The 13,400-nt window shown below is 66.2% G+C and carries 16 protein-coding genes and 1 pseudogene; 11 read left to right on the forward strand and 6 right to left on the reverse strand.

Annotated elements, in window-relative coordinates:
* Positions 1-312 precede the first annotated feature (312 nt).
* The 7 genes and pseudogenes from ffh (at position 313) to leuC (ending at position 6,033) form a co-directional block, all read left to right on the forward strand.
* The gene (gene ffh / locus I5M_RS21695) at positions 313-1,860 is read left to right on the forward strand and encodes a signal recognition particle protein (RefSeq protein WP_022723325.1); all 1,548 of its coding nucleotides are present in this window, start codon (positions 313-315) and stop codon (positions 1,858-1,860) included.
* A gap of 176 nt (positions 1,861-2,036) precedes the next feature.
* Positions 2,037-2,357: a 30S ribosomal protein S16 gene (gene rpsP / locus I5M_RS21700; protein WP_022723326.1), complete on the forward strand. Its 321-nt coding sequence runs from the start codon at positions 2,037-2,039 to the stop codon at positions 2,355-2,357.
* Between the two features lie 9 nt (positions 2,358-2,366).
* On the forward strand, positions 2,367-2,900 hold the full coding sequence (rimM, locus tag I5M_RS21705) for a ribosome maturation factor RimM (RefSeq protein ID WP_022723327.1): 534 nt from the start codon (positions 2,367-2,369) through the stop codon (positions 2,898-2,900).
* Between the two features lie 143 nt (positions 2,901-3,043).
* Positions 3,044-3,779, forward strand: a pseudogene (gene trmD, locus I5M_RS30335) (tRNA (guanosine(37)-N1)-methyltransferase TrmD).
* A gap of 113 nt (positions 3,780-3,892) precedes the next feature.
* The gene (gene rplS / locus I5M_RS21715) at positions 3,893-4,288 is read left to right on the forward strand and encodes a 50S ribosomal protein L19 (protein ID WP_022723328.1); all 396 of its coding nucleotides are present in this window, start codon (positions 3,893-3,895) and stop codon (positions 4,286-4,288) included.
* A gap of 119 nt (positions 4,289-4,407) precedes the next feature.
* Positions 4,408-4,530 (forward strand): hypothetical protein, encoded by a 123-nt coding sequence (locus I5M_RS34130; RefSeq protein WP_283804879.1) that lies wholly within the window; start codon positions 4,408-4,410, stop codon positions 4,528-4,530.
* Between the two features lie 90 nt (positions 4,531-4,620).
* A complete protein-coding gene (gene leuC, locus I5M_RS21725; RefSeq protein ID WP_022723330.1) occupies positions 4,621-6,033 on the forward strand; it encodes a 3-isopropylmalate dehydratase large subunit in 1,413 nt (470 codons plus the stop codon).
* A 212-nt stretch (positions 6,034-6,245) separates the two neighbouring features.
* Here the strand turns inward: leuC and I5M_RS21730 are convergent, their stop codons facing one another.
* Together I5M_RS21730 and I5M_RS21735 are read right to left on the reverse strand one after the other, a co-directional pair.
* The gene (locus tag I5M_RS21730; RefSeq protein WP_031337285.1) at positions 6,246-6,968 is read right to left on the reverse strand and encodes a hypothetical protein; all 723 of its coding nucleotides are present in this window, start codon (positions 6,966-6,968) and stop codon (positions 6,246-6,248) included.
* A 219-nt stretch (positions 6,969-7,187) separates the two neighbouring features.
* On the reverse strand, positions 7,188-7,445 hold the full coding sequence (locus I5M_RS21735; protein ID WP_022723332.1) for a hypothetical protein: 258 nt from the start codon (positions 7,443-7,445) through the stop codon (positions 7,188-7,190).
* A gap of 259 nt (positions 7,446-7,704) precedes the next feature.
* On the opposite strand from I5M_RS21735, the gene I5M_RS21740 reads away from it, so the two are divergent.
* On the forward strand, positions 7,705-7,944 hold the full coding sequence (locus tag I5M_RS21740) for a hypothetical protein (RefSeq protein ID WP_148287935.1): 240 nt from the start codon (positions 7,705-7,707) through the stop codon (positions 7,942-7,944).
* 6 nt (positions 7,945-7,950) lie between these two features.
* On the opposite strand, the gene I5M_RS21745 is transcribed toward I5M_RS21740, so the two are convergent.
* Positions 7,951-8,274 (reverse strand): hypothetical protein, encoded by a 324-nt coding sequence (locus I5M_RS21745; RefSeq protein WP_022723334.1) that lies wholly within the window; start codon positions 8,272-8,274, stop codon positions 7,951-7,953.
* 117 nt (positions 8,275-8,391) lie between these two features.
* On the opposite strand from I5M_RS21745, the gene I5M_RS21750 reads away from it, so the two are divergent.
* Positions 8,392-8,793 (forward strand): metallopeptidase family protein, encoded by a 402-nt coding sequence (locus I5M_RS21750; protein ID WP_031337286.1) that lies wholly within the window; start codon positions 8,392-8,394, stop codon positions 8,791-8,793.
* A gap of 98 nt (positions 8,794-8,891) precedes the next feature.
* Positions 8,892-9,497, forward strand: a complete 606-nt coding sequence (gene leuD / locus I5M_RS21755; protein ID WP_022723336.1) for a 3-isopropylmalate dehydratase small subunit — start codon at positions 8,892-8,894, stop codon at positions 9,495-9,497.
* A 103-nt stretch (positions 9,498-9,600) separates the two neighbouring features.
* Here leuD and I5M_RS21760 read toward each other — a convergent pair whose 3' ends face one another.
* Both I5M_RS21760 and I5M_RS21765 read right to left on the reverse strand, forming a co-directional pair.
* Positions 9,601-10,818, reverse strand: coding sequence for an integrase core domain-containing protein (locus I5M_RS21760; RefSeq protein WP_244432067.1), 1,218 nt, complete (start codon positions 10,816-10,818; stop codon positions 9,601-9,603).
* A 208-nt stretch (positions 10,819-11,026) separates the two neighbouring features.
* On the reverse strand, positions 11,027-11,905 hold the full coding sequence (locus tag I5M_RS21765; protein ID WP_022723338.1) for a CoA ester lyase: 879 nt from the start codon (positions 11,903-11,905) through the stop codon (positions 11,027-11,029).
* A gap of 114 nt (positions 11,906-12,019) precedes the next feature.
* On the opposite strand from I5M_RS21765, the gene I5M_RS21770 reads away from it, so the two are divergent.
* The gene (locus I5M_RS21770) at positions 12,020-12,664 is read left to right on the forward strand and encodes a carbonic anhydrase (protein WP_022723339.1); all 645 of its coding nucleotides are present in this window, start codon (positions 12,020-12,022) and stop codon (positions 12,662-12,664) included.
* Between the two features lie 130 nt (positions 12,665-12,794).
* On the opposite strand, the gene I5M_RS21775 is transcribed toward I5M_RS21770, so the two are convergent.
* A partial coding sequence (locus I5M_RS21775) for a transporter associated domain-containing protein (RefSeq protein WP_022723340.1) occupies positions 12,795-13,400 on the reverse strand: 606 nt, incomplete at its 5' end.

Below are 13,400 nucleotides of genomic sequence, written 5' to 3' on the forward strand. Positions count from 1 at the left end.
AGCAGTTCCGCGATGTTGGCCCGCGCATCCGCCAAGCTGACGTGTTTCATGCTCTTCAACCCGATTGACGCCCTAATATAGGGCCGTTTCGTCTGCGTTGCAGTCACGGCGCCGCCGTAACGGCCGGATTTCTTGACTTCGAGGCGTTCCGGCGTCTAGATGCGGCCGAAATCTCGAAAGTCTCGTCTTTCGATCCGCCGCCCGGCCCTGGAGGCCGGAGGTCAACGTCCGACAGCGCGATGCGCCCTCGGGCGCCATAAGTGTTTGCTTCTGTAGGCCTTTCACCGGAAGGCCGCCGCTGGAATTGGGCCGATGTTCGACAATCTGTCGGAAAAGCTGGGTGGCATTCTCGATCGGCTGACCGGGCGCGGTGCGCTCAGCGAGGCCGATGTCGATACGGCGATGCGCGAGATCCGCCGCGCGCTGCTCGAGGCCGACGTCGCGCTCGAAGTTGTGCGCTCGTTTACCGAGCGGGTCCGCGAGCAGGCGGTCGGCGCCACCGTGGTCAAGTCGGTCAAGCCCGGCCAGATGGTGGTCAAGATCGTCAATGACGAGCTGATCGCCATGCTCGGCTCCGACAGCCAGTCGATCGACCTCAACGCCGTGCCGCCCGTGCCGATCATGATGGTCGGCCTGCAGGGTTCCGGTAAGACCACCACCACCGCCAAGCTGGCGCGCCGCATGACCGAGCGCGACAAGCGCAAGGTGCTCATGGCCTCGCTCGACGTCTATCGCCCGGCCGCCATGGAACAGCTCGCGGTGCTGGGCCGCGACATGTCGATCGACACGCTGCCGATCGTCGCCGGCCAGAAGCCGCCGGATATCGCCCGCCGCGCGATGGAAGCCGGCAAGCTCGGCGGCTACGACGTCGTGCTGCTCGACACCGCCGGCCGCACTACGCTCGACGAAGAGATGATGAGCGAGGCGGCGGACATCAAAGCCGCCGCCGATCCGCATGAAGTGCTGCTGGTCGCGGACTCGCTGACCGGCCAGGACGCCGTCAACCTCGCCCGCGCTTTCGATCAGCGCGTCGGCCTCACCGGCATCGTGCTGACCCGAATTGACGGCGATGGCCGCGGCGGCGCCGCGCTGTCGATGCGCGCCGTCACCGGCAAGCCGATCAAACTGATGGGCACCGGCGAAAAGACCGACGCGCTGGAGGATTTCCATCCGAGCCGTATCGCCGGCCGCATCCTCGGCATGGGCGACGTCGTCTCGCTGGTCGAGAAGGCCGCCGCGACGCTCGATGCCGAGAAGGCCGCGGCCGTCGCCGAGAAAATGCGCAAGGGCAAGTTCGACCTGTCGGACATGCGCGATCAGCTGCAGCAGATGATGAAGATGGGCGGCATCGGCGGCCTGATGGGGATGATGCCGGGCATCTCCAAGATGAAGAACCAGATCGCTGCCGCCGGCATCGACGACAAGATCCTCAAGCGTCAGGTCGCGATCATCGACTCGATGACCCGCGAGGAGCGCAAGAATCCCGACGTGCTCAAGGCCAGCCGCAAGAAGCGCATTGCCGCCGGCGCCGGCATGAAGGTCGAGGACGTCAACAAGCTGCTGAAAATGCACCGGAACATGGCCGACATGATGAAGGCCGTGAGCCGCGGCAAGGGTGGCCCGATGGCCGGCCTGGCGCAGGCGATGGGCTTCGGCGGCGGCATGCCGTCGCCGGACGAGATCAAGGCGATGCAGGAGAAGATGAAAGCTGAAGGCGGCATGCCCGGCGGTCTTCCCGAATTGCCCAAGGACCTGCCGCCGTCCCTGCGCGGTGGCCTTCCCAATCTCCCCGGCCTCACCGGCCTGTCCGGCAAGCCGACCTTGCCGGGCCTCGGCGGCCTGTTCGGGAAGAAGAAATGAGCGGCCGCGCAATGACCTCTCTTTTGTCATTCCGGGGCGCGAGCGCAGCTCGCGAACCCGGAATCGCTCTCACAGAACAGCTCGGGATTCCGGGTTCGCGCTTCGCGCGCCCCGGAATGACGAACTAACAGCTCACCAACATCCACAAACAACGAACCCCCACCCAGGAGACCTGAATGTCCGTCGTCATCCGCCTCGCGCGCGCTGGTACCAAGAAGCGCCCGTTCTATCACGTCGTCGTCGCCGACTCGCGCTTCCCGCGCGACGGCCGCTTCATCGAGCGGCTCGGCTACTTCAATCCGCTGATGGCGAAGGACAACGAAGCCCGCCTCAAGCTCGATCTCGACAAGGTCAAGGACTGGCTCGCCAAGGGCGCCCAGCCGTCGGACCGCGTTGCCCGCTTCCTCGACACCGCCGGCGTCAAGAAGCGCGAAGCCCGCAACAACCCCGAGAAGGCGGTGCCGCGCAAGGAGCGCAAGGCCGCCGAAGCCAAGTAAGCCGGGCCGATGGCATCCGGGCTGATCTGCGTCGCCCGGATCGGTGCGCCGCACGGCGTGCGCGGAGCGGTGCGGCTGTGGAGCTTCACCGAAAATCCGTTCGCCGTGACCGATTATGGTCCGCTGACCACCAAGGACGGCGCGCGTAGCTTCGAGATCGCCAGCGCCCGCGAGGCCAATACGCATCTGGTGGTGACGCTGAAGGGCGTCACCAATCGGGACGAGGCCGAACGGCTCAACGGCGTCGAACTTTACGTGCCGCGCGACCGTCTGCCGCCGACCGATGACGGCGAGTACTACCACGCCGATCTGATCGGGCTCGCTGCCGTCACGGCGGCGGGCGATGCGTTCGGCCGGGTCGTGGCGATCCATAATTTCGGCGCCGGCGACATCATCGAGATCGCGCCGCCGGATGGCGGGCCGACGAGGCTGCTGCCGTTCACCAACGCGGTAGTGCCGACCGTCGACCTCGCCGCCGGCAAAGTCGTCATCGAGCCGCCGAACGAAATCGAAGGCGACACGCCGAACCATCCGGAGGCGTAGCGACCTTCGGTCGGGGCGGCTGGACGCTGCAACACTTTCTTTCGTCATCGCCGGGCTCGACCCGGCGATCCATCTTCTCGCGAAGACGATGGATGCGCGGGTCGAGCCCGCGCATGACGCTTCACTTGATACACGGCTGTCCGATGACTTGGCGCGCCACTGTCCTGACCCTGTTTCCGGAGATGTTTCCCGGCCCGCTCGGCGTCAGCCTGGCGGGGCGGGCGCTGGCGGCCGGGCTATGGGCGCTGGAAGGCGCGGGACATCCGCGACGCCGCTACCGATCGCCATCGCAGCTTCGACGACACGCCGGCGGGCGGGGGCCCCGGCATGGTGTTGCGGGCCGATGTGCTGGCGGCGGCGATCGACGCCGTGCCGGAGCAGACCGGCCCCCGGCTGGTGATGAGCCCGCGCGGCCGGCCGCTGACGCAATCGAGAGTTGTTGAACTCGCGACCGGCCCTGGGCCGCTGATCGTTTGCGGCCGGTTCGAGGGCATCGACCAGCGGGTGATCGACGCCCGCAGCCTGGAAGAGGTCTCGATCGGCGATTACGTGCTGTCGGGCGGCGAGATCGCCGCGATGGCGCTGATCGACGCCTGCGTCCGGCTGCTGCCGGGCGTGATGGGCAAGCTGGAATCCTCCAGCGAGGAGAGTTTTTCGGCCGGATTGCTGGAATATCCGCAATATACAAGGCCGCAGAGCTTCGAAGGCCGGCCGATCCCCGAGATCCTGTTGTCGGGCGACCACGCCAAGGTCGCGGCCTGGCGCCAGGCCGAGGCCGAGGCCCTGACGAAGGCGCGGCGGCCGGATTTGTGGGCGGCGCGGCCGCCCCAGACCAAGGCCGAATCGCAAAAAACGCCAAAAAACAAGACGGACGGGTGACAAACCCCCAGGATTGCCGTATAGCACCGCCAAATCCGTGCAATGGCAGGACAATGGATCTTTGCGCAGCCCGCGCCGGGATGGTCGGGCGCGCTGCCGATGGAGAATTACCGATGAACCTGATTCAGACGCTCGAGAAAGAGCAGTTCGACAAGCTGTCCGCGGGCAAAACCATCCCGGAATTCGGACCGGGCGACACCGTGATCGTCAACGTCAAGGTCGTCGAAGGCGAGCGGTCGCGCGTCCAGGCCTATGAGGGCGTCTGCATCGGCCGCTCCGGCTCGGGCATCAACGAGAGCTTCACGGTCCGCAAGATCTCCTACGGCGAAGGCGTCGAGCGCGTGTTCCCGCTGCTCTCCCCGATGATCGACTCGATCAAGCTGGTGCGCCGCGGCAAGGTGCGTCGCGCCAAGCTGTACTACCTGCGCAATCTGCGCGGCAAATCGGCCCGCATCGTCGAGAAGAAGCAGGACCGTCCGACTGCCGCCACGGCGACCGCCGCCGAGTAATCGGCGTTTCTTCGCTGAGTTTTTAAAAGCGCGGCCTTCGGGTCGCGCTTTTTTGTTGCGGCGCATGCCTGAGCGGCGCACGCAAATCAGCACCTCGCCTTTTCGGCCGGACGCGCTATATGGATGGAATGTTTCCAGACTGCCGCGCGCCCGAGATCATTCTCGGCATCGTTCTCGACGACCGTAGCCGCCTGCCGTGGCGGTTCTTCGGTCGGCTGACCACGGCTGCGCTGATTAGCTGATCCGGCGCCGCGCCTTGCGCCGCGCGATCACGCTCTCACTGCGACAATTCCGCTTCGACGATTCAAAGTTCCTTCTGAAGGACCGACATCATGTCCGCCACCAAGCCGACCACGCTGTACGACAAGATCTGGAACGACCATCTGGTGCACGAGGCCGAAGACGGCACCTGCCTGCTCTACATCGATCGCCATTTGGTGCACGAAGTGACCTCGCCGCAGGCCTTCGAAGGTCTGCGCACCACCGGCCGCAAGGTCCACTCGCCGGAGAAGACGCTGGCCGTGGTCGACCACAACGTGCCGACCACCGACCGCAGCAAGCCCAATCCCGATCCGGAAAGCGCCGAGCAGATCGCCGCGCTGGCCGAGAACGCGCGCGACTTCGGCGTCACCTACTACAACGAGTTCGACAAGCGGCAGGGCGTGGTTCACGTCATCGGCCCGGAGCAGGGTTTCACGCTGCCCGGCACCACCATCGTGTGCGGTGACAGCCACACCTCGACGCACGGCGCATTCGGCGCGCTGGCGCACGGCATCGGCACCTCCGAGGTCGAGCATGTTCTGGCCACGCAGACGCTGATCCAGAAGAAAGCCAAGAACATGCGCGTCGTCGTCGACGGCAAGCTGCCCGACGGCGTCACCGCCAAGGACATCATCCTGGCGATTATCGGCGAGATCGGCACCGCGGGCGGCACCGGCTACGTGCTGGAATACGCCGGCGACGCGATCCGGGCGCTGTCGATGGAAGGCCGCATGACGGTCTGCAACATGTCGATCGAAGGCGGCGCCCGCGCCGGACTGATCGCGCCCGACCAGAAGGCCTACGACTTCCTGAAAGGTCGCCCGATGGCACCGAAGGGCGAGATGTGGGACGCGGCGATGCGTTACTGGGAGACGCTGCGCTCCGACGACGGCGCGCATTTCGACCACGAGATCAAACTGGATGCCGCCGCGCTGCCGCCGATCGTGACCTGGGGCACCTCGCCTGAGGACGTCATCTCGATCACCGGCAAGGTACCGAACCCGGCCGACATCGCCGATGAGGCCAAGCGCATCTCCAAGGAGCGCGCGCTGCACTATATGGGCCTGACGCCGGGGACGAAGATCACCGATATCAAGATCGACCGCATGTTCATCGGCTCCTGCACCAACGGCCGCATCGAAGACCTGCGCGCCGCGGCGAAAGTCGCCGAGGGCAAGACCGTCAACGCCAACGTCAACGCCATCATTGTGCCGGGCTCCGGCCTGGTGAAGGAGCAGGCCGAGGCCGAGGGTCTGGACAAGATCTTCATCAAGGCCGGCTTCGAGTGGCGTGAACCGGGCTGCTCGATGTGTCTGGCCATGAACCCCGACAAGCTGGCGCCCGAAGAGCGCTGTGCCTCGACCTCGAACCGCAACTTCGAAGGCCGCCAGGGCTTCAAGGGCCGCACCCATTTGGTGTCGCCCGCGATGGCAGCGGCAGCGGCGATCGCCGGTCACTTCGTCGATATCCGGGAGTGGCGCTGACATACTGCATCGTCATTCGCGGGCTTGACCCGCCTGCGGGGCCGGAGCCCCTTCGGCGCGGCGAAGGCCCGCGAATCCATCTTACGAAGAACGATGGACCGCCGGATCAAGTCCGGCGGTGACCACCGCGGAGAAGAGATCGGTTGAAACAAAACAGGCGCCCTCGCGGCGCCTGTTTCGTTTGAGCCTACTATCTGGATCAGCTCACCCGATCACCAGCGATAATGCCGGTGATGGACGTGGTGCCGATGGTGATGGCGCCAGGGGCGGTAGTAGTGGCGGTGATGGTGCCGCCAGTGGCGCACGTGGCAGATGCGGCGCGGGCCGTAGTATGTGTAAACGATGCGGCAGACGCGCGGCCGGTAGTAGCCGTAATACACCGGCGCATAGGCCGGATAGTAGCGCGGTCCGTAGTAGCCATAGTAGCGCGGCCGCCAGTGATGGCGATAGCCGTAGTGCCGGACACCGTAGAAGCGCGGCCCGTAGCCGACGTGTCCGCCGTAGAACCGCGCTGACGGCGCGTAGCGCAGACCCCCGCGGTAGAAGCCGCCGCCATGGCCGATGTGGCCGACCCTCATGCCACCGCCGTGGAAGGCCGGCCCGGCGCGGAAGCCACCACCATGAAACGACGGCGCGGCCCGCATGCCGCCGCCATGGAAGCCACCGCCACCGTGAAACGCGGGCGCGCCACCGCGGAAACCGCCACCGCCACCTTTGGGCCCGCCGCCAAAATGGTGCTGCACCTGAATGGTGTCGGCCTTGGCTGCGCCTGCCGTCGGAGCCGCTGCGGGACTTGCCGGCGTCAGCGCCATCGCACGCGGCGCCGCTGCGATCGACAGGCCCAGCGTGGCGGCTGCGACCAGCGCCAGCGATCCGATCGATCGCACCGCGCGCTTTGAAAATCCTGAACGAACGTCACTCGCAATTTGCGTCATCAGCACTCCCCCGGCTCCGCCAAAGCGGCGCATGACGGTGATTATCAACGGTGGTGTCGCTCCCGCAGCGAAGCTAGGAGCGATTGGCTGAACGCGTCATGAACGTCGCGGCACGCCACTGCGACACCGCATCGCAGCACCGCTCCTCAACTACGCACATAACGAAAAGGGCGCATCGCCTCTCGGCCATGCGCCCCTTGGATCACGTTCGTGCGGCGATCAGCGCCAGTGCCGCCGATGCCAATGGCGGCGGTGCCAGCCATGATGCCGGCGCCAGCCGTGATGGCGATGCCAACCATGATGACGGTGCCAACCGCGACGCCAATGCACCTCCGTGGTGCCTGCGATCGCGCCTTGCTGCACCGCCGCCGCGATGCCCGGGCTCTGCATCGACGCGGCTTCGGCGCGCTGGCCGGGCGCTGCGAACAGCAACAGACCGGCAACCGCCGCGAGGCCCGTGGCCTTGAGAATGTTCATCGATCAACTCCTTGGTTGAAGATCCTACCGTCCGGCGATTTGAAGTAGTTCGCCATGGTGATGAGCGGATGCTGGAGCGCACGACGTGAATGCCGCGTGAATGCCCCGCGCCGAGGACATCCAATTCGGCAGTGTGCCGCTTGGTTCCGGACTGCGGACAACAGAGTGGTGAAACTCGGTCCGCTACAGGACGTAGCTATCAACTAATCAGTTGCGGCGTACGCCGCTGCACCTCGGCGCACGCCTCTGGAGCAAACTCATGAGCTATGTCGCGTTTCGTCGTCACCCTCGGCGCGCAAGTTTCATCGCGGTGATCCGCCATGCGTTTTGCTGTTGCGCTGCGATACTCGTCATCGCGCCGGCAGCGGCCTCGCAGGGACCGGGCGCTTCACCCGGCACGGCAAGTCCCACGCTGCAGGTCGCGATGGCGCTGCTAGTGTATGGATTGTCGTTCGGCGTGGTGATCGCCGGCCTGATCGGACTCGCCCGCAGGCGCTGAGCTACCTCAGCCGCGGCGCCAGTAGCAGCTCATGCGCGGCACGATCACGGTTCCGCTCGGCCGATACTCTTGAACATAAGTCGCCGTGCAGTCCCGCACCGCGTTCGGCCCCGGATTGAAGCGCGGGCTGACCTCGTCGGGATTGCTGCGCGGATAAATCCGCAGCCGCCGCGGCGGCCGGCGCTCCTGCGATGACAGATCGGTCGCCCGCGGCTGCGCCACGGCCGGCGCCTGGGTCTGCGCCGAGGCTTGCGGAGTCGTTGCCAGTCCGGCCAGCAGCATCAGGCTGCTCGCCATCGCGCTCCGCAGGATCGCTTGTCGCTTGGTCATCGCCGATCCGCGGTGGTCCGCGGCCCCCTGTCCTCGCCCGCCAACTCACCCGATCGCCGCGCCGACGTCAACCGCGCGCCCTTTACCGATCGTGCGACCATCCCCTACAACATCGCCATGTGGATAGCCGCCAAGGCGCCGTCGCTGGACGAGATCGAGGTGATGGCGCACGACGTCTTCGCAGCGCTGCCGGACACCTTTCGCAAGCTGTGCGAGGGCGTGATCATCCGTGTCGACGATTTCCCGTCCGACGAGGCGCTCGACGCCGTCGGCGCGCAGGGTGAGTTCGATCTGCTCGGCCTGTTCCAGGGCATCAGCCTGCCGCAGCAATCGAGCCAGGACATCGCCCCGATGCCCAACATGATCTGGCTGTATCGCCGTCCGATCCTGGATTACTGGGCCGAGCACGACGACAGCCTCGGCGACATCGTCCGCCACGTCCTGATCCACGAAATCGGCCACCATTTCGGGCTCTCGGACGAGGACATGGAGGCGATCGAGGCGCAGGCGGGGGACTGAAAACCGCGATGAGGTCCATGCAGGGGGACCTGCGTAATAAACGCCTTGGAACGCCCCAAGCGCCGGGTTAAATACGCGGCTCAATCTGGGAAATCGCCATGGACAAGTTCACCACGCTCGAAGGCGTCGCGGCGCCGCTGAAGATCATCAATGTCGACACCGACATGATCATTCCGAAGCAGTACCTGAAGACCATCAAGCGGACCGGCCTCGGCAAGGGCCTGTTCTCCGAACAGCGCTACAACGACGACGGCAGCGAGAACCGCGATTTCATTCTCAACCAGCCGGCCTATCGCAGCGCCAAGATCCTGGTGGCGGGCGACAATTTCGGCTGCGGCTCGAGCCGCGAGCACGCCCCCTGGGCGCTGCTCGATTTCGGCATCCGCTGCGTGATTTCGACGTCGTTCGGCGACATCTTCTACAACAACTGCTTCAAGAACGGCATTCTGCCGATCCGCGTGTCGCAGGAAGATCTCGACAAGCTGTTCGACGACGCCGAGCGCGGCGCCAATGCGACGCTGACCATCGACCTGCCGGCCCAGGAAATCCGCGGCCCCGACGGCGGCAAGATCAAGTTCGAGATCGACCCGTTCCGCAAGCACTGCCTGATCAACGGCCTCGACGACATCGGCCTGACGCTCGAGAAGAAGTCGTCGATCGACAGCTACGAATCCAAGCTGAAGACCGAGCGCGCCTGGGCGTGATTTCTTTCACCTCTCCCCGCGCGCGGGGAGAGGTCGGATCGCATCGCCAGATGCGGGCCGGGTGAGGGGGCGCTTCCACGCGGCCGAGACTCAGTGCCCGTGTTCAACCGGCATGATTCCCGACAGTTCGGACCGGGATGATTGTCGACAGTTCTGGGGCCGCGTGTTGCGGTGCGTAGCGCAGCCCCTCTCGGGGCGGAGCGAAGCGCCGGAACACGCGGTGGCGATCGATCAGGCCGATGTCGTAGTGGCAGAACCGCACGATCTGGTCGCCGGTCTCCAGTTCGGCGATGCCGATGACTTCGCCGATCAGCGCCTCGCTGACGAAGATGCGCTCGCCGTGCCACATGATCTCGCCGGAGCCGCGGACCCGCCGCACCTGATGGTCGGCGTCGTACCAGGGATCCTCGATCCGCTCCGGCATTTGCCGCGTCGAGACGGTGTAGAGCTCCGCCGGCGGCCGTTGGCCGAGTGCCTCGTGGGGGCGCTCCCGATTGTAGTGATCGCGGAACGCATCGAACCGGGATTGCTGCTCGACCGCGGTCGAGGCCGGCGGACGCGAGGTCTGGGCCTTCAGGGTCCGATGCATCCGCTCGTGACGGCCGTTCTCCTGCGGCGAGGCCGGGTGCACGAAATGCGGTTCGATCCCGAGCTTGAGCCACCAGGCCGACAGCCGGGTCAGCCCGCAGGCGCCGGTCGAGCCGAACGGCGAGCCGTTGTCGCAGCGGATCGCCGACGGCAGGCCATGGCGGCGGAAGGCCTCGAGAAACAGCGGCATCGTCGCCTCGATGGTTTGCGGCGCGATGGCGATGCCCAGCAGATAGCGGCTGAAACCGTCGGTCAGCGTCAAGGGATCGATCCGGGTGCCGTCGCTGGTCCGAAACCAGCCCTTGAAGTCGGCCGCCCATTCGTCGTTCGGTGCGATCACCGCTGCAAACGGTCGCTGCTGAGCCAGCGCCGGCCGCCGCCGCCTGACCGGCGCGATCAGCCCGGCCTGCTTCAACAGTTCGCCGATCGTCGAGGCCGAAGGCCACGCGCTCTCCGGATGCTGGCGCTGCAGGATCGCCAAAAGCTTGCGCGGACCCATATGCGGAAACCGCCGCCGTAGATCGATGATCATCTCGACAACCGCGGCGTCGGTCCGCTGCGGGCAATGATGCGGAGCGTGCGAGCGATCCACGAACCAGTCCTCGGCTCCGCTGTCGCGCCGCCGCCGCCACGCGTAGAACGTGTCCCGACTGACCCCGTAGCGTCGGCACAGATCCGACACGCTCCAATTGCCGCTCGCATGGTCCGACAGCATCCGAACCCGCTGCTCCATCCGACAGGTCTCCACAAAAGGCATCGGCGGTCCTCCCTCCGATGCAGTGTGAACTGTCGACAATCACCCCGGTCTGATCTGTCAGGAATCTACTCGGTCTGTACCCCCGCGTCGCCCCTCACCCCACCCCTCTCCCCGCAAGAGCGGGGCGAGGGAGCAGGCCGCGCTTGCGGCGAGTGCTTCACATCACACCATCGGAAAAAGTGGCTCACCGCCCCATCGTCTCGATCGCATCCGCGATCGCGATCGTCTTCTTGGCGATCTCGGCGTGGAGGCGTTCGACCATTCGGCCGTCGAGCTGGATGGCGCCGCGGCCGTGGTTTTCCGGGCGCTCGAACGCGGCCAAAATCGCCCGCGCCTGCGCGATCTCGGCGGCCGGCGGCGTGAAGGCGGCGTTGCAGGCCTCGATCTGGCCGGGATGGATCAGCGTTTTGCCGTCGAAGCCGAGGTCGCGCGCCTGAGCGCATTCGGCAGCGAAGCCGTCGACATTGGCGATGTCGCCATAAGGTCCGTCCATCGCCGCGAGGCCGTGGGCGCGGGCGGCGAGCACGCAATGCAGGATCATCGGCAGCATGGTGGGCCGGCCCGGCAGCATGCGGATGCCGGTTTCGCGCGAGATGTCGTTGGGACCGAACACAAAGCCTTCCAGCCGCATCTTGGCGTCGGCTCGCTGGGACGCCAGCTCCTCGGCGTGCAGCACGCCGGCGGCCGTCTCCAGCATGATCCAGACCCGCAGATTGGCATCGGCGCCGAGCGCAGCCAGCCGGTCCGCAATGGTGGCAAGTTGGGCGACGTTGGACACTTTGGGCACCAGCACGCCATCCGGCTTGGCCTTGGCGGCCATCGCCAGATCGTCGAGCCACCACGGCGAATCCAGCGCGTTGATCCGCACCAGCACCTCGCGCGGACCATAGCCGCGCCCGGCTACCGCCTGGGCGATCTGGTCGCGGGCCTGCGCCTTGGCGTCGGGCGCCACCGCGTCTTCGAGATCCAGGATCAGCCCGTCGGCCGGCAGAAGCTTGGCCTTTTCCAACGCCCGTGCGTTGGAGCCCGGCATAAACAACATGGTACGGCGCGGTCGGATCATCTGCGGTCTCCCTCCAAACGTCCGTGGCGATATCACTTCACCCCGCGCGCCGGAAGGGTTGTGGGCCGCGTCCAGCTGTGGTTAGCCGAGCCGGCAAATGCCGCAGGAGGTCCGATGCCCGCGTTCCCGACATCCCTGATCGAAGGCTATGGGGCGTTCCGTGCCCAGCGGCTGCCGACCGAGCAATCGCGCTACCGCGAACTCTCCGAACGCGGCCAATCGCCCGAGGTCATGCTGATCGGCTGCTGCGACTCGCGAGTGTCGCCCGAAGTCATCTTCGACGCCGGCCCCGGCGAAATGTTCGTGGTCCGCAACGTCGCCAATCTGGTGCCGGTGTACGAACCGGACGGCGGCGCCCACGGCGTCTCGGCGGCGCTGGAATTCGCCGTGCAGGTGCTGAAGGTGAAGCACATCGTGGTGCTCGGCCACGCCCAATGCGGCGGCATCCGCGCCTTCGTCGAAAAGCCGGCGCCGCTGACGCCGAGCGATTTCATCGGCCGCTGGATGTCGATGTTCGCCAAGCCGGGCGAAGTCGTCGAGCAGCGCGATCACGAAACCATGCAGGACTTCATCACGCGCATCGAAAAAGCCGCGGTGCTACGCAGCCTCGAAAACCTGATGACCTTCCCCTGCATCAAGATCCAGGTCGAGCGCGGCAAGATCCAGCTCCACGGCGCCTATTTCGGCGTCGCCCCCGGCGATCTGTTCGTGCTCGATCAGGAGACCAAGAAGTTCGAGCCGGCGGTGAAAGCGGCGTAGCAACGCCGCACGGCGCGTAGGGTGGCGCTGAGCGAAGCGAAGCCCACGCGCTTCAAGCGTGCGCTTGCGTGGGCACGTCGCTACGCGACTTTGCCCACCCTACGAGCGTACTACTAACTCGTGGCTTACTCTACCCCGCGCTCCCCGCCCGGGCCTTCTCGATCTGCGCGACTTCGGCACCGCCGAGCGGCGCGATGCGCAAGGCGGTGATGCGGTTGCGCTCGCGGCGGAGGACGCGGAAGCGGAAGCCGTGGAAGGTGAAGCTCTGGCCGCGGTCGGGGATCGACCGCGCCTCGTGAATCACCAGGCCGGCGATGGTGGTCGCCTCCTCGTCCGGCAGATTCCAGTCCATGGCGCGGTTGAGATCGCGGATCGGCACCGAGCCGTCGACCACCACCGAGCCGTCGGGCTGCGTGCGCACGCCGGCGACGACCGTATCGTGCTCGTCGGCGATATCGCCGACGATCTCCTCGAGGATGTCCTCGAGCGTCACCATGCCTTCGACTTCGCCGTATTCGTCGACCACGAGCGCAAAGTGCGTCTTGCGGGTGCGGAATGCCTTGAGCTGTTCCGACACGAGCCGCATTTCCGGCACGAACCACGGCGGCAGCACGATCTTGGTGATGTCGATCTTGCTGGCATCGCCATCGGCGGCGCGGAGCGCGCGCAGCAGATCCTTGGCGTGCAGCACGCCGAGGATGTTCTCCGGCTTGTCGCGCCACAGCGGGATGCGGGT

Source organism: Rhodopseudomonas sp. B29 (genome assembly GCF_000333455.1).
GTDB lineage: Bacteria > Pseudomonadota > Alphaproteobacteria > Rhizobiales > Xanthobacteraceae > Rhodopseudomonas.

Coding starts and splice junctions, on each gene's coding strand:
- rpsP (WP_022723326.1), top strand. CDS start 2,037: ATGTCCGTCGTCATCCGCCTCGCGCGCGCTGGTACCAAGAAGCGCCCG.
- I5M_RS21735 (WP_022723332.1), bottom strand. CDS start 7,445: ATGAACATTCTCAAGGCCACGGGCCTCGCGGCGGTTGCCGGTCTGTTG.
- leuC (WP_022723330.1), top strand. CDS start 4,621: ATGTCCGCCACCAAGCCGACCACGCTGTACGACAAGATCTGGAACGAC.
- I5M_RS21740 (WP_148287935.1), top strand. CDS start 7,705: ATGAGCTATGTCGCGTTTCGTCGTCACCCTCGGCGCGCAAGTTTCATC.
- rplS (WP_022723328.1), top strand. CDS start 3,893: ATGAACCTGATTCAGACGCTCGAGAAAGAGCAGTTCGACAAGCTGTCC.
- I5M_RS34130 (WP_283804879.1), top strand. CDS start 4,408: ATGGATGGAATGTTTCCAGACTGCCGCGCGCCCGAGATCATTCTCGGC.
- I5M_RS21765 (WP_022723338.1), bottom strand. CDS start 11,905: ATGATCCGACCGCGCCGTACCATGTTGTTTATGCCGGGCTCCAACGCA.
- I5M_RS21730 (WP_031337285.1), bottom strand. CDS start 6,968: ATGACGCAAATTGCGAGTGACGTTCGTTCAGGATTTTCAAAGCGCGCG.
- I5M_RS21745 (WP_022723334.1), bottom strand. CDS start 8,274: ATGACCAAGCGACAAGCGATCCTGCGGAGCGCGATGGCGAGCAGCCTG.
- rimM (WP_022723327.1), top strand. CDS start 2,367: ATGGCATCCGGGCTGATCTGCGTCGCCCGGATCGGTGCGCCGCACGGC.
- I5M_RS21770 (WP_022723339.1), top strand. CDS start 12,020: ATGCCCGCGTTCCCGACATCCCTGATCGAAGGCTATGGGGCGTTCCGT.
- ffh (WP_022723325.1), top strand. CDS start 313: ATGTTCGACAATCTGTCGGAAAAGCTGGGTGGCATTCTCGATCGGCTG.
- I5M_RS21760 (WP_244432067.1), bottom strand. CDS start 10,818: ATGGAGCAGCGGGTTCGGATGCTGTCGGACCATGCGAGCGGCAATTGG.
- I5M_RS21750 (WP_031337286.1), top strand. CDS start 8,392: ATGTGGATAGCCGCCAAGGCGCCGTCGCTGGACGAGATCGAGGTGATG.
- leuD (WP_022723336.1), top strand. CDS start 8,892: ATGGACAAGTTCACCACGCTCGAAGGCGTCGCGGCGCCGCTGAAGATC.